The following is a 22,555-nucleotide window of genomic DNA, read 5'->3' on the forward strand; positions in this document are numbered from 1 at the left end:
CCGCGCCGAGGCGTCCGCCGGCACCACGAGGAGACAGCATGAAGCGCAGCAAGGCCTACCGGGCCGCCGCCGAGAAGATCAACCCCGAGAACCTGTACAGCCCGCTGGACGCCGTCCGGCTCGCCCAGGAGACCTCGACCACGAAGTACGACGCGACCGTCGAGGTCGCGATCCGCCTCGGGGTCGACCCGCGCAAGGCCGACCAGATGGTCCGCGGCACCGTCAACCTGCCGCACGGCACCGGCAAGTCGCCGCGCGTCGCCGTCTTCGCCGCCGGTGAGAAGGCTGCCGAGGCCACCGCCGCCGGCGCCGACATCGTCGGCAGCGACGACCTGGTCGCCCGCATCCAGGAGGGCTTCCTGGACTTCGACGCGACGGTGGCGACGCCGGACCAGATGGCCAAGGTCGGGCGGATCGCCCGCATCCTCGGTCCCCGCGGGCTGATGCCGAACCCGAAGACCGGCACCGTGACGCTGGACATCGGCAAGGCCGTCGCCGACATCAAGGGCGGAAAGATCAACTTCCGGGTGGACAAGCAGGGCAACCTGCACATCGTCATCGGGAAGACGAACTTCACCGACGCCCAGCTCATCGAGAACTACACGGCCGCCCTGGACGAGATCGTCCGGGTGAAGCCCTCGGNGGCGAAGGGNCGTTACCTGAAGAAGGTCACCTTCGCCACCACGATGGGCCCGNGCATCCCGGTCGACCCGAACCGCACGCGCAACCTGCTCGAAGAGAGCGTTCCTGCCTGACCCGCCCTCGCGGGTGGCTCCGGACCGTGCACACGACGCCCGCGTGGGCGCGGGTGCTTGTGCCGGCTGTCCGTCCTCCTGCTTCCCTGCCCTTCCAGCGGTGTGCGTGTCCGTTGCGTCCCGCTGGAAGGGCCGGGTAGAGCGGCCAGGCCGGTGACCGTGTAGGCGAGATCGTCGCGTACACTTTGTTCGAACACGTTTCACGTTTCACNCCGAAGACCGCTGGTCGCCGTCGTCGCCCAGGTGGGGGAGATCCCGCCCGGACGTAGCGACGGCCGAAGGCCCGACTTCCCCGGGCGGCCCGCGCAGGTGACGGATGCCAAGGACCGTGGCAGTTCCGAGGCGGTCGGCGCAGGTGCGCCGTCCTCCCCGCTCGATGCCGCTCTTCACGCCCCGTGCGCCTGCGCCGGGGCGTTCGTCGTCTCCCGGGGTTGAACGGATGACCGGCCGACACCCCGAAGGAGCCCCATGGCGAAACCTGAGAAGACCGCCGCGGTGGNGGAGATCGCCGAGGAGTTCCGTGGCGCGACCGCCGCGGTCCTCACGGAGTACCGCGGTCTGACGGTGAGCCAGCTCACCGAGCTGCGGCGCACCCTCGGCGAGGGCGCGCGTTACGCGGTGGTCAAGAACACGCTGACCAAGATCGCGGCTGAGCAGGCCGGCGTCACCGGGCTCGACGACCTGTTCGTCGGCCCGACCGCCGTCGCCTTCGTCACCGGCGACCCGGTCGAGGCGGCCAAGGGCCTGCGCGACTTCGCCCGCGCCAACCCGGCCCTCGTGGTCAAGGGCGGCGTCGTCGAGGGCAAGGCGATGACGGCCGACGAGATCCGCAAGCTGGCGGATCTGGAGTCCCGCGAGATCCTGCTGGCGAAGCTCGCCGGCGCGATGAAGGGTTCGCTGTCCGGCGCGGTCGGCCTGTTCGCCGCCCCGCTGTCGCAGGTCGCCCGGCTGGCCGAGGCGCTGCGCGAGCAGCGGGCGAGCCAGTCCGCCGCCGAGACGCCGGCCGCGGAGGCCACCGAGGCCGCCGAGGCCGCCGAGGCCCCCGCGGAGTAACCGCCCGCGCCGCCGCGGGATGACGGTCGCCGCTCCGGTGTCCGTCGGACCGGCGGAGCATCCCGCGCCGGACGGGCCACCGCGCCCGGCCGGCACCATGCACGAGCCACCCCGATCACCGGTCGCCCATCCGGCCGGCCGAGATCATCGCCCATGACGAGGAAGGAACCGCCATCATGGCGAAGCTGTCGACCGAAGAGCTGCTCGACGCGTTCAAGGAACTGACCCTGCTGGAGCTCTCGGAGTTCGTGAAGCAGTTCGAGGAGACCTTCGGCGTGACCGCCGCGGCGCCCGTCGCCGTGGCCGCGGCGCCGGCCGCCGGCGGGGCGGGCGGCGAGGCTCCGGCCGCCGAGGAGCAGGACGAGTTCGACGTCATCCTCGAGTCCGTCGGCGACAAGAAGATCCAGGTCATCAAGGAGGTTCGGGCGCTGACCAGCCTCGGGCTGAAGGAGGCCAAGGACCTCGTCGACGGGGCGCCCAAGCCCGTCCTGGAGAAGGTCGCCAAGGAGGCCGCAGACAAGGCCAAGGCGGCCCTCGAGGGCGCCGGCGCGTCGGTCACCGTCAAGTAACTCGGTCACCGTCCCAGCACCCTCAAGCACCATCTTGCACCATCGCCCGTCTTCCGGGTCCGGTCCGGGCGGCGTTTCGCCGCCGCCGCGGACCGGTGCGGCCGCTCGACGCGGCCGCGGCGCATCCCGCGTGCCGGGGCACCTCCGAGGTGTCCCGGCACGCGGCGTCTGTGCCTGGCGAATCGCCGAGACACGCTGCAACGTAAGCGGATGGGCAGGTCGGGTCGTTCGTGACGTTTTCCGAAGGGGGTTGACGGCCCCTGTAGATCGGAGTTCCATCATGTCGCGAACGCTCGTCGGGAAGCAGATGCGGTGCTCTACGTTCCCCCCGCGTGGTCCTGCCACGCACGTCCTTGCCAGCGGTGTGCCCTTCGGCTACACTGCTAGTTTGCGCTGCCCTTTTCGTCGCATCGGCTCCGCCGACACCGGTTCTCCGGTGAGGTCGGGCTCTCTGTGGGGGTCCGGTACGCGCCGCCGGGCGGTCCCGACCATGGTGTCGGGGCTGCGTACGCGGTGGGTTCCGGTTCGACGTGAAGGCGCGCTGGCCGTGNNGGTGCGTGGCACGGCTGTATGGCAGCCACACCGAGGACTCTGAGCAGACCTTTGCCCGTGCACCGACCCGTTGTTCTCAGCGGACACCGGCGTCGCCGCGCGCTTGCGCCGCGACGGCGCTTTGGCGTGCCCGCAGTCAGCCGAACGCCTGCCGCGACGGATTTTTGCGGTTCCGCGGACCGACGGACTCTGGATCGGCGGACCTGCTGCGGGACGAGGGCCGACTCCGACCGCGCGACCGGCCGCCGGGACTCCCGGCACCGCCGCACCGATGCGCCTCGCGGTCATCCTCTCACCGGCGGGGCACCCCCCGTCGCTGTTCCCGACAACCGTAGCGAGACACTGATCACCTGACCACCCCCCGACGGATCCTTGACGTCCGCGACGCCAGCCCGACGATCAGGCCACCCGGAAGGACCACCTTGGCCGCCTCGCGCTCTTCCTCCCGCATCTCGTTCGCTAAGATCATCGAGCCCCTCGAGGTCCCGGATCTCCTTGCTCTTCAGACGCAGTCCTTCGATTGGCTGATCGGTAGTGACGCCTGGGCGGAGCGGGTTCAGGAGGCCATCGACTCGGGCCGGGACGATGTTCCGATCACCTCCGGTCTGGAGGAGGTCTTCGAGGAGATCTCCCCGATCGAGGACTTCTCCGGCTCCATGTCCCTGTCCTTCCGGGACCACCGGTTCGAGCCCCCCAAGTACTCCGTGGAGGAGTGCAAGGACAAGGACATGACCTTCTCGGCCCCGCTGTTCGTCACGGCCGAGTTCACCAACAACACCACCGGTGAGATCAAGAGCCAGACGGTCTTCATGGGCGACTTCCCGCTCATGACGCCCAAGGGCACCTTCGTCATCAACGGGACCGAGCGTGTGGTGGTCAGCCAGCTCGTCCGGTCGCCCGGCGTGTACTTCGAACGCAGCCTGGACAAGGCGTCGGACAAGGACCTGTACTCCTGCAAGGTGATCCCGTCGCGCGGGGCCTGGCTCGAGTTCGAGATCGACAAGCGGGACACCGTCGGGGTCCGCATCGACCGCAAGCGTCGTCAGTCGGTGACGGTCCTGCTCAAGGCGCTGGGCTGGGACGAGGCGCGCATCCTGGAGCGGTTCGGCGACTTCCCGTCGATGCGCATCACCCTGGAGAAGGACCACACGGCCAGCCAGGACGACGCGCTGCTGGACATCTACCGCAAGCTGCGCCCGGGCGAGCCGCCGACGCGGGAGTCGGNGCAGACCCTGCTGGAGAACCTCTTCTTCAACCCCAAGCGCTACGACCTGGNGAAGGTCGGCCGCTACAAGGTGAACAAGAAGCTCACGCTGGAGATCNCCCACGACGTCGGCGTCCTCACCGAGGATGACATCGTGCGCACGATCGAGTACGTCGTCAAGCTGCACGCGGGCGCCGACCCGGCCGAGTACGAGGTCGACGACATCGACCACTTCGGCAACCGGCGGCTGCGCACGGTCGGCGAACTGATCCAGAACCAGGTCCGGCTGGGCCTGGCCCGGATGGAGCGGGTCGTCCGCGAGCGGATGACCACCCAGGACGTCGAGGCGATCACGCCGCAGACCCTGATCAACATCCGGCCGGTCGTCGCCTCCATCAAGGAGTTCTTCGGCACCAGCCAGCTGTCGCAGTTCATGGACCAGACGAACCCGCTGGCCGGCCTGACCCACAAGCGCCGCCTGTCGGCGCTGGGCCCCGGCGGTCTGTCCCGGGAGCGGGCCGGCTTCGAGGTCCGCGACGTGCACCCCAGCCACTACGGCCGGATGTGCCCGATCGAGACGCCGGAAGGCCCGAACATCGGCCTGATCGGCTCGCTGTCGACGTTCGCGCGGGTCAACCCGTTCGGCTTCGTCGAGACGCCGTACCNCAAGGTCGTCAACGGCCGGGTCACCGACCAGATCGACTACCTCACCGCGGACGAGGAGGACCGGCACGTCAAGGCGCAGGCCAACACGCCGCTGAGCCCCGACGGCACGTTCGCCGAGGACCGCGTCCTGGTCCGCCGCAAGGGCGGTGAGGTCGAGTTCATCCCGCCGGACGAGGTCGACTACATGGACGTCTCGCCGCGGCAGATGGTGTCCGTGGCCACGGCCATGATCCCGTTCCTCGAGCACGACGACGCCAACCGCGCGCTCATGGGCTCCAACATGCAGCGCCAGTCGGTGCCGCTGCTGCGCTCCGAGGCGCCGCTGGTCGGCACCGGGATGGAGGCCCGCGCGGCCAAGGACGCCGGCGACGTGGTCGTCTGCGTCCAGGCCGGCGTCGTCGAGGACCTCTCGGCGGACTACATCACCGTCATGCACGACGACGGCACCCGGCGCACCTACCGGCTGGCGAAGTTCCGCCGGTCGAACCAGGGCACCTGCATCAACCAGAAGCCGATCGTGTTCGAGGGGGACCGGGTCGAGGCCGGCCAGGTCATCGCGGACGGNCCGTGCACCGACAACGGCGAGATGGCGCTNGGCAAGAACCTGCTGGTCGCCTTCATGCCGTGGGAGGGGCACAACTACGAGGACGCGATCATCCTGTCGCAGCGCCTCGTGCAGGACGACGTGCTGTCCTCGATCCACATCGAGGAGCACGAGGTCGACGCCCGGGACACCAAGCTCGGCCCGGAGGAGATCACCCGCGACATCCCCAACGTCGCCGAGGAGGTCCTCGCCGATCTCGACGAGCGCGGGATCATCCGGATCGGTGCCGAGGTCTCGCCCGGCGACGTCCTGGTCGGCAAGGTCACCCCGAAGGGCGAGACCGAGCTGACCCCCGAGGAGCGGCTGCTGCGGGCGATCTTCGGGGAGAAGGCCCGGGAGGTCCGCGACACCTCGCTGAAGGTGCCGCACGGCGAGTCCGGCAAGGTGATCGGCGTCCGGGTGTTCTCCCGCGAGGACGGCGACGAACTCCCGCCCGGCGTCAACGAGCTGGTCCGGGTCTACGTCGCCCAGAAGCGGAAGATCACCGACGGCGACAAGCTCGCCGGTCGGCACGGCAACAAGGGTGTCATCGCCAAGATCCTCCCGCAGGAGGACATGCCGTTCCTCGAGGACGGCACTCCGGTCGACATCGTGCTCAACCCNCACGGCGTCCCGCGCCGGATGAACATCGGCCAGATCCTGGAGACCCACCTCGGGTGGGTGGCCAAGACCGGCTGGCAGGTGGACGCCGGCACCGAGGACTGGAAGGAGCGGCTGCGCGGGATCGGGGCGGACTCGTCCACCCCCGGGACCAACGTGGCCACCCCGGTCTTCGACGGCGCCCGCGAGGAGGAGATCACCGGTCTGCTCGACTCCACCCTCCCGAACCGGGACGGGGTCCAGCTCATCGGCTCCTCCGGCAAGGCCACGCTGTTCGACGGCCGCACCGGCGAGCCCTACCCCTACCCGGTGGCGGTCGGCTACATCTACATCCTCAAGCTGCTGCACCTGGTCGACGACAAGATCCACGCTCGGTCGACCGGCCCCTACTCGATGATCACCCAGCAGCCCCTGGGTGGTAAGGCGCAGTTCGGTGGCCAGCGGTTCGGTGAGATGGAGGTGTGGGCGCTGGAGGCGTACGGCGCCGCCTACGCCCTCCAGGAGCTGTTGACCATCAAGTCCGACGACGTCGTGGGCCGGGTCAAGGTCTACGAGGCGATCGTCAAGGGCGAGAACATTCCGGAGCCCGGCATCCCGGAGTCGTTCAAGGTGCTCATCAAGGAGATGCAGTCGCTGTGCCTCAACGTCGAGGTCCTCTCCAGCGACGGTGTGCAGATCGAGATGCGTGACACCGACGAGGACGTCTTCCGTGCGGCGGAGGAACTCGGGATCGACCTGTCCCGGCGGGAGCCGAGCAGCGTCGAGGAGGTCTGAGCGGGCGCCGGGGGCCCGAACCGCGCGCCGTGAGGCGGCGGCCGACCCCCGGCGGTCCATCCGACTCCAGCGTCCCGACCGAGAAAGAGAGAGCAGGCGACAGTCTTGCTGGACGTCAACTTCTTCGACGAACTGCGCATCGGTCTTGCCACCGCGGACGACATCCGTCAGTGGTCGCACGGTGAGGTCAAGAAGCCGGAGACGATCAACTACCGCACCCTGAAGCCGGAGAAGGACGGGCTCTTCTGCGAGAAGATCTTCGGTCCGACCCGGGACTGGGAGTGCTACTGCGGCAAGTACAAGCGGGTCNGGTTCAAGGGCATCATCTGCGAGCGCTGTGGCGTCGAGGTCACCCGCGCCAAGGTGCGCCGTGAGCGCATGGGNCACATCGAGCTGGNCGCCCCGGTCACCCACATCTGGTACTTCAAGGGTGTTCCGAGCCGGCTCGGCTACCTGCTGGACCTGGCGCCGAANGACCTCGAGAAGGTCATCTACTTCGCCGCCTACATGATCACCAAGGTCGACGCCGAGGCGCGCCACCGCGACCTGCCCACCCTCGAGGCCCGCATGGGCGTCGAGAAGCAGCAGCTCGAGGACAAGAAGAACGCCGACGTCGAGACTCGGCAGAAGCGGCTCGAGACCGACCTCGCGCAGCTCGAGGCCGAGGGCGCCAAGGGCGACGCGCGGCGCAAGGTCCGCGAGTCGGCCGAGCGCGAGATGCGCCAGATCCGCGACCGCGCGCAGCGCAAGATCGACGATCTGGACCGGGTGTTCGACCGCTTCAAGAACATGAAGGTCCAGGACCTGGAGCCGGACGAGCTGCTCTACCGCGAGCTGCGCGACCGGTTCGGCCAGTACTTCGACGGCGGCATGGGCGCCGAGGCGCTGCAGCGGCGGCTCGCCGACTTCGACCTGGCCGCGGAGGCCGAGTCGCTGCGCGAGACCATCCGCAGCGGCAAGGGGCAGAAGAAGGCCCGCGCGCTCAAGCGGCTCAAGGTCGTCTCGGCGTTCCTGAACACCCGCAACTCCCCGATGGGGATGGTGCTCGACTGCGTTCCGGTGATCCCGCCGGACCTGCGGCCGATGGTGCAGCTCGACGGTGGCCGGTTCGCCACCTCCGACCTCAACGACCTGTNCCGCCGGGTGATCAACCGGAACAACCGCCTCAAGCGGCTGCTCGACCTCGGCGCGCCCGAGATCATCGTCAACAACGAGAAGCGGATGCTGCAGGAGGCCGTCGACGCGCTGTTCGACAACGGCCGCCGCGGCCGGCCGGTCACCGGCCCGGGTAACCGTCCGTTGAAGTCGCTGTCCGACATGCTCAAGGGCAAGCAGGGCCGGTTCCGCCAGAACCTGCTCGGCAAGCGGGTCGACTACTCCGGCCGGTCGGTNATCGTCGTCGGTCCGCAGCTCAAGCTGCACCAGTGCGGTCTGCCCAAGCANATGGCGCTGGAGCTGTTCAAGCCGTTCGTGATGAAGCGCCTGGTGGACCTCAACCACGCGCAGAACATCAAGTCGGCGAAGCGGATGGTGGAGCGGGCCCGCCCGGTCGTCTGGGACGTGCTCGAGGAGGTCATCACCGAGCACCCGGTGCTGCTCAACCGGGCGCCGACCCTGCACCGCCTCGGCATCCAGGCCTTCGAGCCGCAGCTGGTCGAGGGCAAGGCCATCCAGATCCACCCGCTGGTCTGCACGGCGTTCAACGCCGACTTCGACGGCGACCAGATGGCGGTGCACCTGCCGCTGTCCGCCGAGGCGCAGGCCGAGGCGCGGATCCTGATGCTGTCGAGCAACAACATCCTCTCGCCGGCGTCCGGTCGACCGCTGGCGATGCCCAGCCTCGACATGGTCACCGGGGTGTTCCACCTGTCGACGCTGGCCGAGGGCGCCGTCGGGGAGGGGCGGGCGTTCTCGTCGGTCGCCGAGGCGCAGATGGCCTTCGACGCCCGCGAGATCGCGCTGCAGGCGCGGATCAGCGTCCGGCTGCGCGACACCACCCCGCCGTCGGACTGGGTGCCGCCGGCCGACTGGGTCACTGGGGACGTGTTCACCCTGGAGACCACGTTCGGCCGCTGCCTGCTCAACGAGGCGCTGCCGGAGGGCTACCCCTTCATCAACGCCCAGCTCAACAAGAAGGCCCAGGCCGCGATCGTCAACGACCTGGCCGAGCGGTACCCGAAGATCCAGGTCGCGGCGACCCTGGACGCGCTGAAGAGCGCCGGTTTCTACTGGGCCACCCGGTCCGGGGTCACCGTCGCGATCGAGGACGTCGTCGCGCCGCCGAACAAGGCCGAGATCCTCGACGACTACGAGCAGCGGGCCGACCGGGTGCAGAAGCAGTTCGACCGCGGCTTCCTGTCCGACGAGGAGCGCCGCAGCGAGCTGGTGCAGATCTGGACCGAGGCGACCAACAAGATCGCCGAGGCGATGGAGAAGAACTTCCCGCAGACCAACCCGGTCTACGTGCTGGTCAACTCCGGAGCCGCCGGAAACATGATGCAGATCCGGCAGCTCGCCGGCATGCGTGGCCTGGTCTCCAACCCGAAGGGCGAGATCATCCCGCGGCCGATCAAGGCGAACTTCCGCGAGGGCCTCACCGTGCTCGAGTACTTCATCTCGACCCACGGTGCCCGTAAGGGTCTCGCCGACACCGCCCTGCGGACCGCCGACTCCGGCTACCTGACCCGCCGGCTCGTCGACGTCAGCCAGGACGTCATCGTCCGCGAGGAGGACTGCGGCACCGAGCGCGGCATCCTGACCCGGATCGCCCGGCGCGGCGCCGACGGCGTGCTCGTGCGCGACCGCTACGCCGAGACCTCGGCGTACGCGCGGACGCTGGCCTCCGACGCCGTCGACGAGCACGGTGAGATCATCGTGCCCGCCGGCACCGACGCCGGGGACGTGGCGATCGGCCAGATCATCGAGGCCGGCATCGAGTCGGTCCGGGTGCGTTCGGCGCTGACCTGCGAGTCCCGGATGGGGGTGTGCGCCCAGTGCTACGGGCGTTCNCTGGCCACCGGCAAGCTGGTCGACGTCGGCGAGGCCGTCGGGATCGTCGCCGCGCAGTCCATCGGCGAGCCGGGTACCCAGCTCACGATGCGTACCTTCCACAGCGGTGGCGTCGCCGGTGACGACATCACCCAGGGTCTGCCGCGTGTCGTCGAGCTGTTCGAGGCCCGTAGCCCGAAGGGCAAGGCGCCCATCACCGAGGTCTCCGGTCGGGTGAAGATCGAGGAGACCGAGAAGACCTTCAAGGTCGTGGTGGTGCCGGACGACGGCAGCGAGGAGATCNCCTACCCGGTCTCGCGGCNCTCGCGCCTGCGGGTCCGCGAGGGCGACCGCATCGAGGTCGGCAACCAGATCGTCGACGGTGCCGTCGACCCGCACGAGGTGCTGCGCATCCTCGGCCCGCGCCAGGTCCAGCTCCACCTGGTCGACCAGGTCCAGGAGGTGTACCGGTCGCAGGGCGTGTCGATCCACGACAAGCACATCGAGATCATCATCCGCCAGATGCTCAAGCGGGTGAACGTGCTGGAGTCCNGCGAGACCAACCTGCTGCCCGGCGAGCTGTGCGAGCGGGCCCGGTTCGAGTCGGAGAACCGCCGGGTGGTCGAGTCCGGCGGCCAGCCGGCCTCGGCTNGTCCGGTGCTGATGGGGATCACCAAGGCGTCGCTGGCCACCGAGTCGTGGCTGTCGGCGGCCTCCTTCCAGGAGACGACCCGAGTGCTCACCGACGCGGCGATCAACGCCCGGTCGGACTCGCTCGTCGGCCTCAAGGAGAACGTCATCATCGGTAAGCTCATCCCGGCCGGCACCGGCATCTCCCGGTACCGCAACATCCGGGTCGAGCCGACCGAGGAGGCGCGCGCGGCGATGTACTCCGTCGGCGCGTACGAGGACGGCGGCAGCGTGGAGTACGGCGCGTTCGGCACCGGCTCCGGCCAGGCCGTCCCGCTGGACGAGTTCGACTACCGCAGCTCGGGCGACTTCCGCTGACCCGGAACCGCTGATCCGGAACCGCTGAGCCGATCCCGCCGGCCCGGTGCCCCCCGCTCGGGGGCGCCGGGCCGGCGGCGTTCTCCGCCCGGTGCCGCGCCGGGTCCGGGCGGGTGCCGGTCGGTTCCCCCTGCTTGTCCAGAGGGATATTTCGGGCGCGGAGGCCTCCGGACAAGCAGGGAGGTCGGGACCGGCCTGGCCGGAGACGACGGTAGGTGATCAATGGGTGGGGAACTCGCGGCGGACTGGGCCGACATCCGGCGGCTGCACGCGATCTACGAGGACGAGGCGGTCCTGGCGCTCGACAAGCCCGTCGGCATCTCGGTGATGGGGGAGCGCCACGACACCGACCTCGTGCGCCTGGCCGCCGACGCCGGCGAGGAGCTGTTCCCCGTGCACCGGATCGACAAGGTGACCTCGGGGATCGTGCTGTTCGCCCGGGAGCTGCGCTACCACGGCGACCTGACCAGGCAGTTCCAGCGGCGCACGGTCGGCAAGTGCTACCTTGCGCTGACCCGAACCCGCGGCCTGCCGGCGGCGGGGACCATCGACCTGCCGCTCAGCGTCGGCCGCAAGAGCCGGGTCCGGGTGGCCGCGAACCGCGCCGACATCACCCTGCTCCCATCCGGCGACCCAACCGCGTCCGGCGACCCAACCGCGTCCGGCGACCCAACTGCGTCCGGCGACCTGGCCGCGTCCGACCACGCGCTCGCAGCGGGCGGAGTGGTCGCGGCCGGCAACCTGGTCGGTGCGGGCGCAGTGGCGGACGAGGGGCACTGGTCCGTTCCGCCCGAGGCGGTCTTCGGCCACGTGCGGACCTATCCCTCGGTCACGACGTTCGTCCGGATCTGGGAGGGCGGCGAGCACACCCTGCTCGCCGCGACGCCGCAGACCGGGCGGCGCCACCAGATCCGCGTGCACCTGGCCTGGATCGGCCATCCGATCGCGGGCGACCCACTGTTCGTCAAGGCGCCGCAGACCCGCGCCTTCCTGCACTCCTGGCGGCTGGCCTTCGACGCCGCCTGGGCCGGCGGCGCGCGCGTCGAGGTCGAGGCGCCCCCCGACGCCGACTTCCTCGCCCCCATCGGTGACCGGCCGCCCGCAGACCTGCTCGACGACGCTCGACGCCAGTGACGAGGCCGAGCGATCATCGGTCGGGGTACGCCGCCTCGCGGAGCTCGCCGTACACCCGGACCAGGTCGGGTAGCTGGTAGTGGGCGTTCAGACCGCTCGGGTTGGGCAGCAGCCAGACGCCCGCCTGACCCAGGGTCTCCGGCTGGCGACCGACCTGCGCCCGGCGCCGGCCGAAGCCGACCCGGTAGGCGGCCAGGCCGAGGAAGGCCACCCAGTGCGGCGAGATCCGCTCGACGAGCCCGGTGAGCCGGTCGACGCCGGCCCGGACCTCGTCGTCGCCGATCTCGTCGGCGCGGGCGGTGGACCGGTTGACCAGGTTGGTGAGGCTGATGCCGCGGCTGGTCAGCTCGGCGGTCTCGCTGGGGTGCAGCCGGCGTGGGGTGAACCCGGCGAGGTGCAGGACGGGCCACAGGCGGTTGCTCGGCGTGCCGAAGTGGAAGCCGGTCGCCCCGGACTCCAGGGACGGGTTGATCCCGCACAGCAGCACGGTGGTCCGCGGGGCGAGGAGGTCGGGAACCGCGGTGTCGTAGGCGGCGAGCAGCTCGGCCCGGGTCGGCCGGGCGGGTGGGGCGGCCGGCGGCTGCGAGCCAACTGCGTCAAACATGTCCTCGTGGACCTCCGGTGCCGGTATCGTGCTGTCTCGTACAGCGTGCCAGGACCAGGATCGCGGTCGTACGAGGGCTGCGGATGTACCAGGGCCGTGGGTGTACCAGGGCCGTGGGATGCCGCCGAGGTCCCCGGGTTCCGGCTCGCTGCCTTCGGTGCTGATGCCGGAGTCCGGCCGCCCCGCCATGCGGGTAGTGGATTGTCGGCTCCGGTGGGCCCGATCGACGCGGGCCGGTGTGATCCCGGGCTGTGCCGGGTTCTGGGCGAGTTGCGTGTTTCGGGACCGCCGGTGCGGCTGTCGTGTGCGACGGCCGGGCCCGCCGTCCGAGGTCATGGGCTTGTGGGGCTGCGGTGTCTGCGTCGGACGTCGNCCGATACCCCGTTCGACACGTGACGCGGCCGTGGAGTACTGTTGATTCCTGTGGCCGGAGTCCACGTGACTCCGGCGTGCGTCTTGCACTTCGATGTGGCGCCGTGGTGCCTGGCAGGCTGACGTAAAGTCACCGCCCGGGTGTCCGTCGGCGACTGTCGGGCTCGGTTCCGCGAAGCGGCCGGGCGGGTTGGCGCGCTGTCCACCGCAGTTGGATCAATCGAATGTGTGATCCTCTTCGGACGAAACGGCGCGACACGCCCGACCGCGTGGGTCGGAGAAGCCGGTCGAGGCCANCGCGGTGGCCCTGGTGCGGTTCGCAAGGAAAGCAGGTAGGCCGGCGTACCGGTCTGGTTGCCCAANGCAGTACGACGAGGCGTCACAGGAACGGGAGCGGCGTTGCCCACGATCCAGCAGCTGGTCCGCAAGGGCCGGCAGGACAAGGTCGAGAAGACCAAGACCCCGGCACTCAAGGGGAGCCCTCAGCGTCGTGGTGTGTGCACCCGCGTCTACACGACCACCCCCAAGAAGCCGAACTCGGCGCTGCGCAAGGTCGCGCGTGTCCGGCTGAACAGCGGGATCGAGGTCACCGCCTACATTCCCGGCGTCGGCCACAACCTGCAGGAGCACTCGATCGTCCTGGTTCGCGGCGGTCGAGTGAAGGACCTTCCGGGCGTTCGCTACAAGATCGTCCGAGGCGCTCTCGACACGCAGGGCGTCNGTAACCGCAAGCAGGCTCGTAGCCNCTACGGCGCGAAGAAGGAGAAGGGCTGATGCCGCGCAAGGGGCCCGCGCCCAAGCACGCCGTCGTCGTCGACCCGGTGTACGGGTCGGCGCTGGTGACCGCGCTGGTGAACAAGGTGCTGATGAGCGGCAAGAAGTCGGTCGCGGAGCGCATCGTGTACGGCGCGCTGGAAGGCGCGAAGAACAAGACCGGCAACGACCCGGTCGTCACGCTCAAGCGGGCGCTCGACAACGTCAAGCCCACGCTGGAGGTGCGCAGCCGCCGGGTCGGTGGCGCCACCTACCAGGTGCCGGTCGAGGTTCGCGCCGGCCGCAGCACGACCCTCGCTCTGCGCTGGATCGTCGGCTACTCCCGGGCTCGTCGTGAGAAGACGATGACCGAGCGGCTGATGAACGAGCTCATCGACGCGAGCAACGGCCTCGGCGCGAGCGTGAAGCGCCGGGAGGACACCCACAAGATGGCGGAGTCCAACAAGGCCTTCGCCCACTACCGCTGGTAGCTCGACATGCCATCTGACGCACCTTCCTCGCTGGCCAGTACCCGCAACATCGGGATCATGGCCCACATCGACGCGGGCAAGACCACCACGACCGAGCGCATCCTCTTCTACACCGGTGTGAACTACAAGATCGGTGAGGTCCACGAGGGCGGNGCGACGATGGACTGGATGGAGNAGGAGCAGGAGCGGGGGATCACCATCACCTCCGCGGCCACCACCTGTATCTGGCGCGACCACACCATCAACATCATCGACACGCCCGGCCACGTCGACTTCACGGTTGAGGTCNAGCGGTCGCTGCGCGTCCTCGACGGCGCCGTGGCGGTGTTCGACGCCGTCGCCGGCGTCGAGCCGCAGAGCGAGACGGTCTGGAAGCAGGCCGACCGGTACAACGTGCCGCGGATCGCCTTCGTCAACAAGATGGACCGGGTCGGCGCGGAGTTCCACCGCTGCGTGGACATGATGGTCGAGCGGCTCGACGCGACGCCCGCCGTCATCCAGCTCCCCTGGGGCGTGGAGTCGGACTTCCGCGGCGTCATCGACCTGATCCGGATGAAGGGCCTGCTCTGGAAGTCCGAGGACAAGGNCGCCTCCTACGAGGTCGTCGACATTCCTCGGGACCACCTGGAGGCCGCGCAGGAATGGCGCGACAAGCTCCTGGAGACGGTCGCGGAGAACGACGACGAGCTCATGGAGCTCTACCTCGAGGGTGAGGAGCCCTCCGAGGAGCAGCTCATGGCCGGTCTGCGGCGCGGCACCCTCGCCAGCAAGATCAACCCGGTGCTGTGTGGCTCCGCGTTCAAGAACAAGGGCGTCCAGCCCATGCTCGACGCGGTCGTCGACTTCCTGCCGAACCCGCTGGACATCGGCGCCACCATCGGTCACTCGGTCAGCGACGAGGACGCCGAGGTCCGCCGCGAGCCCAGCGAGGACGAGCCGTTCTCGGCGCTTGCCTTCAAGATTATGAGCGACCCGTACGTCGGCAAGCTGACCTACATCCGGGTGTACTCGGGCAGGCTCACCGGCGGCTCGCCGGTGCTGAACTCGACGAAGGACCGCAAGGAGCGCATCGGGCGCATCCTGCAGATGCACGCCAACCACCNGGAGGACCGGGACGGCGTCGGTGCGGGGCAGATCGTCGCCGTGGTGGGNCTGAAGAACACCACCACCGGTGACACGCTCTGCGACCCGAACGCGCCGGTGATCCTGGAGTCGATGACGTTCCCGGCGCCGGTCATCCACGTCGCGATCGAGCCGAAGACGAAGGCCGACCAGCAGAAGCTGGGCACCGCCATCCAGCGGCTCGCCGAGGAGGACCCGACCTTCCAGGTCCGCACCGACGAGGAGACCGGCCAGACGATCATCGCCGGCATGGGCGAGCTGCACCTCGACGTGCTGGTCGACCGCATGCGTCGCGAGTACGGCGTCGAGGCCAACGTCGGCAAGCCGCAGGTGGCCTACCGGGAGACGATCCGCCGCAAGGTGGAGAAGGTCGACTACACCCACAAGAAGCAGACGGGTGGGTCCGGCCAGTACGCCCGAGTGATCATCAACCTGGAGCCCTCCGGCGGCGACGGCGGCGGCTACGAGTTCGAGAACAAGGTCACCGGCGGTCGCATCCCCCGGGAGTACATCCCGTCCGTCGATGCCGGCTGCCAGGAGGCCATGGAGTTCGGCGTGCTCGCCGGCTACCCGCTGGTCGACGTCAAGGTCACCCTCCTGGACGGTCAGTACCACGACGTGGACTCGTCCNAGCTCGCCTTCAAGATCGCCGGCTCGATGGCGTTCAAGGACGCGGCTCGCAAGGCCGATCCCGTGCTTCTCGAGCCGCTGATGGCCGTCGAGGTCACCACGCCCGAGGACCACATGGGCGACGTCATCNGCGACCTGAACTCCCGCCGCGGACAGATCCAGGCGATGGAGGAGCGCGGCGGTTCCCGGATCGTGCGGGCGCAGGTGCCGCTGTCGGAGATGTTCGGCTACGTCGGCGACCTGCGGTCCAAGACGTCCGGCCGGGCCAGCTACTCGATGCAGTTCGACTCCTACGCCGAGGTTCCCGGGAACGTCGCCAAGGAGATCATCGCCAAGGCGAGGGGGGAGTGACCGCCCCCGTGGCGTGAACGCCTCCCGACCTGACTACACAGCACGACACCACCCGTCCTTGGAGGGACACCCGTGGCGAAGCAGAAGTTCGAGCGGACGAAGCCGCACGTCAATATCGGCACCATCGGTCACATCGACCATGGCAAGACCACGCTGACCGCGGCGATCACCAAGGTCCTGCACGACGCGCACCCGGACCTCAACCCCTTCACGCCGTTCGACCAGATCGACAAGGCGCCGGAGGAGAAGGCCCGCGGCATCACGATCTCGATCGCGCACGTCGAGTACCAGACCGACAAGCGGCACTACGCGCACGTCGACTGCCCCGGGCACGCGGACTACATCAAGAACATGATCACCGGTGCCGCCCAGATGGACGGGGCGATCCTGGTGGTGTCCGCGACCGACGGCCCGATGCCGCAGACGAAGGAGCACGTGCTCCTCGCGCGTCAGGTCGGCGTGCCCTACATCGTCGTCGCGCTGAACAAGGCCGACATGGTCGACGACGAGGAGATCCTGGAGCTCGTCGAGCTCGAGGTCCGCGAGCTGCTCAGCTCGTACGAGTTCCCGGGTGACGACGTCCCGGTCATCCGCGTCTCCGCGCTCAAGGCGCTGGAGGGCGACAAGGAGTGGGGCGCCAAGCTCCTCGAGCTCATGGCCGCGGTCGACGACTCGATCCCCGAGCCGCAGCGTGACATCGACCGGCCGTTCCTCATGCCGATCGAGGACGTCTTCACGATCACCGGTCGTGGCACGGTCGTCACCGGCCGCGTCGAGCGTGGAATCGTCAAGGTCAACGAGACCGTGGAGATCGTCGGCATCAAGCCGGAGACCACCACGACGACCGTCACCGGCGTCGAGATGTTCCGCAAGCTGNTCGACGAGGGGCGTGCCGGCGACAACGTGGGCCTGCTCCTTCGTGGCATCAAGCGCGAGGACGTCGAGCGCGGCCAGGTCATCGTCAAGCCGAAGACGATCACCCCNCACACCGTGTTCGAGGCGCGCGTCTACATCCTGAACAAGGACGAGGGCGGTCGCCACACGCCGTTCTTCAAGAACTACCGGCCGCAGTTCTACTTCCGCACCACTGACGTGACCGGCGTCGTGACCCTCCCCGAGGGCACGGAGATGGTCATGCCGGGCGACAACACCGAGATGACGGTCGAGCTCATCCAGCCGATCGCCATGGAGGAGGGTCTGCGCTTCGCCATCCGCGAGGGTGGCCGGACCGTCGGCGCGGGCCAGGTCACGAAGGTTCTCAAGTAGTAGCGGTGGGCGGTGGGTCCGGATCCCCCGGGCCCACCGCCCACATTGCTGCCCGGGCGGCGCGATTGCCCTCACCGCCCGGGCGGCCCGGCTGCCGGTGCCACCCGGCTGCCGACGTGGCAGGTAATCCGGCCCGAGCGTCGATCGATCGACGCGGGGCCGGCACGAGACAGCGGTAACCGGCAGATTCCCTCCGCCGGCGGCGGGGCACGGGCCTCACGCCACCGGCGGAGGCGTGGATCTACGGGCGGTGACCCGGTAGCGGTACCGGCCGGACGAGACAGACAGGACAGGCGAAGCCCACCATGGCGGCACAGAAGATCCGCATTCGGCTCAAGGCCTATGACCACGAGGTCATCGACAGCTCGGCGCGGAAGATCGTCGAGACGGTGACCCGGACGGGTGCGCAGGTCGCGGGACCGGTGCCGCTGCCGACGGAGAAGAACATCTACTGCGTCATCCGGTCGCCGCACAAGTACAAGGACAGCCGCGAGCACTTCGAGATGCGGACGCACAAGCGGCTGATCGACATCCTTGACCCGACGCCGAAGACGGTCGACTCGCTGATGCGGCTCGACCTCCCCGCCGGTGTCGACATCGAGATCAAGCTGTAAGAGGGGCCGGCGCAGTCATGCTCATCCGCAACTACAGAGGGCTCCTGGGCACCAAGCTCGGGATGACCCAGGTATGGGACGCGAACAACCGCGTCGTGCCGGTCACCGTCATCAAGGCCGGACCCAATGTCGTCACGCAGGTCAAGACGCCTGACTCGGACGGATACTCGGCCGTCCAGCTCGGTTACGGCGAGATCGACCCGCGTAAGATCAACAAGCCGGCCCGTGGGCACTTCGCCACGAGCGGGGTGACGCCGCGGCGCCACCTCGTCGAGCTGCGCACCGCCGACGCCGGCAACTACCGGCCCGGCCAGGAGCTGACCGGCGAGGTGTTCGCCGAGGGGACCGTCGTCGACGTCACCGGCACCTCCAAGGGCAAGGGCTTCGCCGGTGTCATGAAGCGTCATGGCTTCAAGGGCCTGGGCGCCGGGCACGGCGTCGAGCGCAAGCACCGCTCGCCGGGTTCGGTCGGCGGCTGCGCCACCCCCGGGCGCGTCTTCAAGGGCCTGCGCATGGCGGGCCGGATGGGCCACGCGCGCACCACCACGCCGGGCCTGACCATCCACGCCNTCGACACCGAGCGTGGCTTTCTGCTGGTGAAGGGCGCGATTCCCGGCCCGGACGGCGGCCTTGTCTTCGTGCGCAGCGCGGCCAAGCGCCCGGCGCCCGAGGCGATCGCCCCGGCCGCGACCGTCGGCGCCGGTGAGGAGGTCTCGGCATGAGCCCGGTGGCGACCGCATCCGATCCGGATGCCACCACCACGCGCACCGTCTCGGTGCACGCGCCGAACGGCGGTGACGGTGGCAGCGCTGAGCTGCCCGGCGGCGTGTTCGACGTGCCGCTGAACGTCCCGCTGATCCACCAGGTCGTGGTCGCGCAGCTCGCCGCGGCCCGCCAGGGCACCCACGCCACCAAGACCCGCGGCGAGGTCCGCGGCGGTGGTCGCAAGCCGTACCGGCAGAAGGGCACCGGCCGCGCCCGGCAGGGCTCACTGCGCGCTCCGCAGTTCACCGGCGGTGGCGTCGTGCACGGCCCGACCCCGCGCAGCTACGACCAGCGCACCCCGAAGAAGATGAAGGCCGCCGCGCTGCGCGGCGCGTTGTCCGACCGGGCGCGCAACAACCGGGTCCACGTCGTGTCCTCGCTGGTCTCCGGTGAGGCGCCGTCGACCAAGGCCGCGGTGACGGCGCTGCGCACGGTCGCGGACACCCGCCGCGTGCTGGTGGTCGCGAGCCGTACCGACGAGCTGACCTGGAAGAGCCTGCGCAACGTCGCGGCGGTGCACCTGCTCGACCCGGGGCAGCTCAACACCTACGACGTGCTGGTGAGCGACGACGTCGTCTTCACCGAGGAGGCGCTGGCCGCGTTCCTCGCCCGCGACAGNCGTCCGGCGTCGCCCGCTGNGGCCGGGGCGGAGGAGAACAAGTGATTCCCGACCCGCGTGACGTGATCCTGCGGCCGGTCGTCTCCGAGAAGAGCTACGGCCTGCTCGACGAGAACGTCTACACCTTCATCGTGCACCCGGACGCGAACAAGACCCAGATCAAGCTCGCGGTCCAGCAGATCTTCAGCGTGCGCGTCCTGCGGGTGAACACCATCAACCGGCAGGGCAAGCGCAAGCGGACCAAGCACGGCTGGGGACACCGGTCCGCGACCAAGCGGGCCCTGGTGAGCCTGGCTCCCGGTGACACGATCGAGATCTTCGGAGGCCCCGGTGCCTGAGCGCGTGCGCCGCGCCGCGGCGGCGGCCCACCGGTCGACGGGCCAGGGACGGTAGGAAGCCATGGGAATTCGTAGGTACAAGCCGACGACGCCGGGGCGTCGTGGCGCGAGCGTGGCCGACTTCGTCGAGATCACCCGTGACCATCCGGAGAAGTCGCTGGTCCGCCCGCTGCACTCCAAGGGCGGGCGCAACGTCCACGGCCGGATCACCACCCGGCACCAGGGCGGCGGGCACAAGCGGGCCTACCGGATCATNGACTTCCGGCGGGACAAGGACGGCGTGCCGGCGAAGGTCGCGCACATCGAGTACGACCCGAACCGCACCGCCCGCATCGCGCTGCTGCACTACGCCGACGGCGAGAAGCGCTACATCATCGCCCCGGTGAAGCTCAAGCAGGGCGACCAGGTCAGCTCCGGGGTGGGCGCCGACATCAAGCCCGGCAACGCCCTGCCGCTGCGCAACATCCCGACCGGCACCGTGGTGCACGCCATCGAGCTGCGTCCCGGCGGCGGCGCGAAGATCGCCCGCAGCGCCGGCGCCAGCGTGCAGCTCGTCGCGAAGGACGGCCCCTACGCCCAGCTGCGGATGCCCTCGGGCGAGATCCGCAACGTGGACGTCCGCTGCCGCGCCACCGTCGGCGAGGTCGGCAACGCCGAGCAGAGCAACATCAACTGGGGTAAGGCCGGCCGGATGCGCTGGAAGGGCCGTCGGCCCACCGTGCGCGGTGTCGCGATGAACCCGGTCGACCACCCGCACGGTGGTGGTGAGGGCAAGACCTCCGGTGGCCGCCACCCGGTCAACCCGAAGGGCCGTCCGGAGGGACGGACCCGCGCCAACCACAAGTCGTCCGACGCGCTCATCGTGCGTCGTCGCAAGCAGAACAGGCGGCGGTAGTGACCTCACGCACCCGGACCCCGGCGCCCGTGAGCCCGCCGTCCGCCCCCCGTACCCACCGGATCTGAGCAGGAAGGAGGAGACACAGCCATGCCACGCAGTCTGAAGAAGGGCCCGTTCGTCGACGACCACCTGCTCAAGAAGGTGGACGTGCAGAACTCGAAGGGCACCAAGCACGTCATCAAGACCTGGTCCCGGCGCTCCACCGTGATCCCCGACATGNTGGGGCACACGATCGCCGTGCACGATGGCCGCAAGCACGTCCCGGTCTTCATCACCGAGGGCATGGTCGGGCACAAGCTCGGCGAGTTCGCCCCGACCCGGACGTTCCGCGGCCACGTCAAGGAGGACCGGAGGTCGCGCCGTGGCTGACGATCTCGTCGAGGGCCTGACCCGCGCCGGCCTGCCGGGCGCCAAGGCGTCGGCCCGCTACGTGCGGGTCTCGCCGACGAAGGCTCGCCGGGTCGTCGACCTGGTGCGCGGCCGGTCGGTCAGCGAGGCGCTCGACATCCTCCGGTTCGCCCCGCAGGCGGCCAGCGACGACGTGTACAAGGTCGTCGCCAGCGCCGCGGCCAATGCCGAGAACAACCACAGCCTCGATCCCGCCACCCTGTGGGTGGGCGAGGTCTACGTGGACGAGGGGCCGACGCTCAAGCGCATCCGGCCCCGCGCCCAGGGCCGGGCCTACCGGATCCGCAAGCGCACCAGCCACATCACCGTCGTGGTGGAGAGCCGGGAGCCGGTCTCCGCGGCCGGTCGGGGCGCGAAGACGACTAGGAGGGCCCGGTAGTGGGGCAGAAGGTCAACCCGCACGGGTTCCGGCTTGGCATCACGTCGGAGTTCACCTCCCNCTGGTACGCCGACAAGCAGTACAAGGCGTACGTCGGCGAGGACGTGAAGATCCGCAAGATGATGTCGCGGGGCATGGAGCGGGCCGGTATCAGCCGGGTCGACATCGAGCGGACCCAGGGTCGGCTGCGGGTGGACATCCACACCGCGCGCCCGGGCATCGTGATCGGCCGCCGCGGCGCCGAGGCCGACCGCATCCGCGGCGACCTGGAGAAGCTCACCGGCAAGCAGGTGCAGCTCAACATCCTCGAGGTCAAGAACCCCGAGGTCGACGCGCAGCTCGTCGCCCAGGGCGTGGCCGAGCAGCTCTCCAGCCGTGTCAGCTTCCGCCGCGCGATGCGCAAGGCGATGCAGACCGCGATGAAGGGCGGCGCCAAGGGCATCCGGGTTCAGTGCTCGGGTCGCCTCGGCGGCGCGGAGATGAGCCGGTCGGAGTTCTACCGTGAGGGTCGGGTGCCGCTGCACACCCTGCGGGCGGACATCGACTACGGCTTCTACGAGGCCCGGACGAACTTCGGCCGCATCGGCGTGAAGGTCTGGATCTACAAGGGCGACATCGTCCAGAGCCGGGCCGAGCGCGAGGCGCAGGAGGCCCTGCAGCGCCAGACCCGTCGGGACCGCCCGCGCCGCGGGCCGCGTTCCGGCTCGTCCGGCACCACGCAGGGCGGTACCGACGCCGGTCGCGCCGCGGCGCGCAGCGAGCGCCGGGGTCGTGGCGGAAACGCGCCGGCCGCCGAGACCGCTGCGTCCGAGGCAGGCGCGACCGAGTCGACCGCACCCGAGTCGACCGCACCTGAGTCGACCGCACCTGAGTCGACCGCACCCGAGTCGACCGCACCCGAGACCACCGCGCCCGAGGCCGCGTCGTCGCCGGCCCCGGCGGCCGAGTCGACCGCGCCCGCCACCGCCGCGAGCGAGTCGGCCGCCACGCCGGCCGCCGCCGCGACGCCGGGCACTCCGGAGAAGGCGGAGGAATAGA

16 protein-coding genes and 32 pseudogenes are annotated in these 22,555 nt (G+C 69.7%); 47 read left to right on the top strand and 1 reads right to left on the bottom strand.

All coding sequences use genetic code 11. The annotated features are described in order from the left end of the window. Nucleotides 1-38 precede the first annotated feature (38 nt). The 22 genes and pseudogenes from rplA to UK94_RS05200 all read left to right on the top strand — a co-directional run. Nucleotides 39-642, top strand: a 604-nt coding sequence (gene rplA / locus UK94_RS05175) for a 50S ribosomal protein L1 (RefSeq protein ID WP_235486533.1), incomplete at its 3' end; no start/stop codon positions are given. Nucleotides 643-1,255: 613 nt separating this feature from the next. Continuing rightward, a pseudogene (gene rplJ / locus UK94_RS05180) lies at nucleotides 1,256-1,808 on the top strand (50S ribosomal protein L10); the annotation flags it as partial. A gap of 176 nt (nucleotides 1,809-1,984) precedes the next feature. After that, nucleotides 1,985-2,377, top strand: a complete 393-nt coding sequence (rplL, locus tag UK94_RS05185; RefSeq protein WP_009740537.1) for a 50S ribosomal protein L7/L12 — start codon at nucleotides 1,985-1,987, stop codon at nucleotides 2,375-2,377. Between the two features lie 974 nt (nucleotides 2,378-3,351). Next, nucleotides 3,352-4,153, top strand: a pseudogene (locus UK94_RS40410) (DNA-directed RNA polymerase subunit beta); the annotation flags it as partial. 1 nt (nucleotide 4,154) lies between these two features. After that, nucleotides 4,155-4,204 (top strand): annotated as a pseudogene (locus UK94_RS40415) (hypothetical protein); the annotation flags it as partial. A gap of 1 nt (nucleotide 4,205) precedes the next feature. Further along, nucleotides 4,206-4,251, top strand: a pseudogene (locus UK94_RS40420) (hypothetical protein); the annotation flags it as partial. Nucleotide 4,252: 1 nt separating this feature from the next. Next, nucleotides 4,253-4,798: pseudogene (locus UK94_RS40425) on the top strand (DNA-directed RNA polymerase subunit beta); the annotation flags it as partial. A 1-nt stretch (nucleotide 4,799) separates the two neighbouring features. Continuing rightward, nucleotides 4,800-5,363, top strand: a pseudogene (locus tag UK94_RS40430) (DNA-directed RNA polymerase subunit beta); the annotation flags it as partial. 31 nt (nucleotides 5,364-5,394) lie between these two features. Further along, a pseudogene (locus UK94_RS40440) lies at nucleotides 5,395-6,005 on the top strand (DNA-directed RNA polymerase subunit beta); the annotation flags it as partial. 1 nt (nucleotide 6,006) lies between these two features. Next, a pseudogene (locus tag UK94_RS40445) lies at nucleotides 6,007-6,777 on the top strand (DNA-directed RNA polymerase subunit beta); the annotation flags it as partial. A gap of 105 nt (nucleotides 6,778-6,882) precedes the next feature. Then, on the top strand, nucleotides 6,883-7,086 hold a 204-nt coding region (locus UK94_RS40450; protein WP_235486536.1), incomplete at its 3' end, for a hypothetical protein. 1 nt (nucleotide 7,087) lies between these two features. After that, nucleotides 7,088-7,160: pseudogene (locus UK94_RS40455) on the top strand (hypothetical protein); the annotation flags it as partial. Between the two features lie 15 nt (nucleotides 7,161-7,175). Continuing rightward, nucleotides 7,176-7,250, top strand: a pseudogene (locus UK94_RS40465) (hypothetical protein); the annotation flags it as partial. A 1-nt stretch (nucleotide 7,251) separates the two neighbouring features. Continuing rightward, a pseudogene (locus UK94_RS40470) lies at nucleotides 7,252-7,912 on the top strand (DNA-directed RNA polymerase subunit beta'); the annotation flags it as partial. Nucleotide 7,913: 1 nt separating this feature from the next. Further along, nucleotides 7,914-8,168, top strand: a pseudogene (locus tag UK94_RS40475) (hypothetical protein); the annotation flags it as partial. Between the two features lies 1 nt (nucleotide 8,169). Continuing rightward, a pseudogene (locus tag UK94_RS40480) lies at nucleotides 8,170-8,219 on the top strand (hypothetical protein); the annotation flags it as partial. 1 nt (nucleotide 8,220) lies between these two features. Continuing rightward, nucleotides 8,221-9,785 (top strand): annotated as a pseudogene (locus UK94_RS40485) (DNA-directed RNA polymerase subunit beta'); the annotation flags it as partial. A 1-nt stretch (nucleotide 9,786) separates the two neighbouring features. Then, a pseudogene (locus tag UK94_RS40490) lies at nucleotides 9,787-10,068 on the top strand (hypothetical protein); the annotation flags it as partial. Between the two features lie 20 nt (nucleotides 10,069-10,088). Next, a pseudogene (locus UK94_RS40500) lies at nucleotides 10,089-10,317 on the top strand (hypothetical protein); the annotation flags it as partial. A 1-nt stretch (nucleotide 10,318) separates the two neighbouring features. Then, nucleotides 10,319-10,416, top strand: a pseudogene (locus UK94_RS40505) (hypothetical protein); the annotation flags it as partial. Between the two features lies 1 nt (nucleotide 10,417). After that, nucleotides 10,418-10,773 (top strand): annotated as a pseudogene (locus UK94_RS40510) (hypothetical protein); the annotation flags it as partial. 222 nt (nucleotides 10,774-10,995) lie between these two features. Next, nucleotides 10,996-11,907 carry an RNA pseudouridine synthase gene (locus tag UK94_RS05200; protein WP_011602296.1) on the top strand — a complete coding sequence of 304 codons (912 nt, stop codon included), beginning with the start codon at nucleotides 10,996-10,998 and terminating at the stop codon, nucleotides 11,905-11,907. Nucleotides 11,908-11,920: 13 nt separating this feature from the next. On the opposite strand, the gene mug is transcribed toward UK94_RS05200, so the two are convergent. Then, nucleotides 11,921-12,511, bottom strand: a complete 591-nt coding sequence (gene mug, locus UK94_RS05205) for a G/U mismatch-specific DNA glycosylase (protein WP_055748964.1) — start codon at nucleotides 12,509-12,511, stop codon at nucleotides 11,921-11,923. A gap of 771 nt (nucleotides 12,512-13,282) precedes the next feature. Here mug and rpsL point away from each other — a divergent pair. The 25 genes and pseudogenes from rpsL to rpsC form a co-directional block, all read left to right on the top strand. Then, nucleotides 13,283-13,603 (top strand): 30S ribosomal protein S12 (rpsL, locus tag UK94_RS05210; RefSeq protein WP_235486540.1); only part of this gene is annotated, 321 nt, incomplete at its 3' end. Between the two features lie 53 nt (nucleotides 13,604-13,656). After that, nucleotides 13,657-14,127 (top strand): 30S ribosomal protein S7, encoded by a 471-nt coding sequence (gene rpsG / locus UK94_RS05215; RefSeq protein WP_011602298.1) that lies wholly within the window; start codon nucleotides 13,657-13,659, stop codon nucleotides 14,125-14,127. 6 nt (nucleotides 14,128-14,133) lie between these two features. Then, nucleotides 14,134-14,279 (top strand): GTP-binding protein (locus tag UK94_RS40515; RefSeq protein WP_235486594.1); only part of this gene is annotated, 146 nt, incomplete at its 3' end. Nucleotides 14,280-14,302: 23 nt separating this feature from the next. Beyond that, nucleotides 14,303-14,415: pseudogene (locus UK94_RS40525) on the top strand (GTP-binding protein); the annotation flags it as partial. A 1-nt stretch (nucleotide 14,416) separates the two neighbouring features. Next, nucleotides 14,417-14,713: pseudogene (locus UK94_RS40530) on the top strand (GTP-binding protein); the annotation flags it as partial. A 1-nt stretch (nucleotide 14,714) separates the two neighbouring features. Next, nucleotides 14,715-15,229: pseudogene (gene fusA / locus UK94_RS40535) on the top strand (elongation factor G); the annotation flags it as partial. A gap of 1 nt (nucleotide 15,230) precedes the next feature. Further along, nucleotides 15,231-15,278, top strand: a pseudogene (locus UK94_RS40540) (hypothetical protein); the annotation flags it as partial. A gap of 1 nt (nucleotide 15,279) precedes the next feature. Then, nucleotides 15,280-15,879, top strand: a pseudogene (gene fusA / locus UK94_RS40545) (elongation factor G); the annotation flags it as partial. Between the two features lies 1 nt (nucleotide 15,880). Next, nucleotides 15,881-16,008: pseudogene (locus tag UK94_RS40550) on the top strand (hypothetical protein); the annotation flags it as partial. Between the two features lies 1 nt (nucleotide 16,009). Further along, nucleotides 16,010-16,230, top strand: a pseudogene (gene fusA, locus UK94_RS40555) (elongation factor G); the annotation flags it as partial. A gap of 72 nt (nucleotides 16,231-16,302) precedes the next feature. Next, nucleotides 16,303-17,106, top strand: an 804-nt coding sequence (locus UK94_RS05225; protein WP_235486542.1) for an elongation factor Tu, incomplete at its 3' end; no start/stop codon positions are given. A gap of 1 nt (nucleotide 17,107) precedes the next feature. Continuing rightward, nucleotides 17,108-17,213: pseudogene (locus UK94_RS40560) on the top strand (hypothetical protein); the annotation flags it as partial. 1 nt (nucleotide 17,214) lies between these two features. Further along, nucleotides 17,215-17,496 (top strand): annotated as a pseudogene (locus tag UK94_RS40565) (elongation factor Tu); the annotation flags it as partial. Nucleotides 17,497-17,801: 305 nt separating this feature from the next. After that, on the top strand, nucleotides 17,802-18,110 hold the full coding sequence (gene rpsJ / locus UK94_RS05230; RefSeq protein ID WP_007514815.1) for a 30S ribosomal protein S10: 309 nt from the start codon (nucleotides 17,802-17,804) through the stop codon (nucleotides 18,108-18,110). 17 nt (nucleotides 18,111-18,127) lie between these two features. Continuing rightward, on the top strand, nucleotides 18,128-18,679 hold a 552-nt coding region (gene rplC / locus UK94_RS05235; protein ID WP_235486544.1), incomplete at its 3' end, for a 50S ribosomal protein L3. Between the two features lies 1 nt (nucleotide 18,680). Next, a pseudogene (rplC, locus tag UK94_RS40570) lies at nucleotides 18,681-18,832 on the top strand (50S ribosomal protein L3); the annotation flags it as partial. Further along, a partial coding sequence (gene rplD, locus UK94_RS05240) for a 50S ribosomal protein L4 (protein ID WP_235486546.1) occupies nucleotides 18,829-19,493 on the top strand: 665 nt, incomplete at its 3' end. The pseudogene rplC (UK94_RS40570) and the gene rplD, both read left to right, overlap by 4 nt. 42 nt (nucleotides 19,494-19,535) lie before the next feature. After that, a complete protein-coding gene (gene rplW / locus UK94_RS05245) occupies nucleotides 19,536-19,832 on the top strand; it encodes a 50S ribosomal protein L23 (protein ID WP_009740526.1) in 297 nt (98 codons plus the stop codon). Nucleotides 19,833-19,893: 61 nt separating this feature from the next. Next, nucleotides 19,894-20,087 (top strand): annotated as a pseudogene (locus tag UK94_RS40575) (50S ribosomal protein L2); the annotation flags it as partial. 1 nt (nucleotide 20,088) lies between these two features. Next, nucleotides 20,089-20,727 (top strand): annotated as a pseudogene (gene rplB / locus UK94_RS05250) (50S ribosomal protein L2); the annotation flags it as partial. A gap of 90 nt (nucleotides 20,728-20,817) precedes the next feature. Beyond that, nucleotides 20,818-20,949 (top strand): ribosomal protein S19 family protein (locus UK94_RS40580; RefSeq protein ID WP_235486595.1); only part of this gene is annotated, 132 nt, incomplete at its 3' end. Nucleotide 20,950: 1 nt separating this feature from the next. Beyond that, nucleotides 20,951-21,099: pseudogene (locus UK94_RS40585) on the top strand (ribosomal protein S19 family protein); the annotation flags it as partial. Next, nucleotides 21,092-21,517 (top strand): 50S ribosomal protein L22, encoded by a 426-nt coding sequence (gene rplV, locus UK94_RS05260; RefSeq protein ID WP_011602302.1) that lies wholly within the window; start codon nucleotides 21,092-21,094, stop codon nucleotides 21,515-21,517. The pseudogene UK94_RS40585 and the gene rplV, both read left to right, overlap by 8 nt. Then, nucleotides 21,517-21,577: hypothetical protein (locus UK94_RS72865; protein WP_268761212.1), on the top strand; the 61-nt coding region annotated here is incomplete at its 3' end. The genes rplV and UK94_RS72865, both read left to right, overlap by 1 nt. 1 nt (nucleotide 21,578) lies before the next feature. Continuing rightward, a pseudogene (rpsC, locus tag UK94_RS05265) lies at nucleotides 21,579-22,554 on the top strand (30S ribosomal protein S3); the annotation flags it as partial. Nucleotide 22,555 lies beyond the last annotated feature (1 nt).

The organism is Frankia sp. AvcI1, from assembly GCF_001420875.1.
In the GTDB taxonomy this organism is placed as follows: domain Bacteria; phylum Actinomycetota; class Actinomycetes; order Frankiales; family Frankiaceae; genus Frankia; species Frankia alni.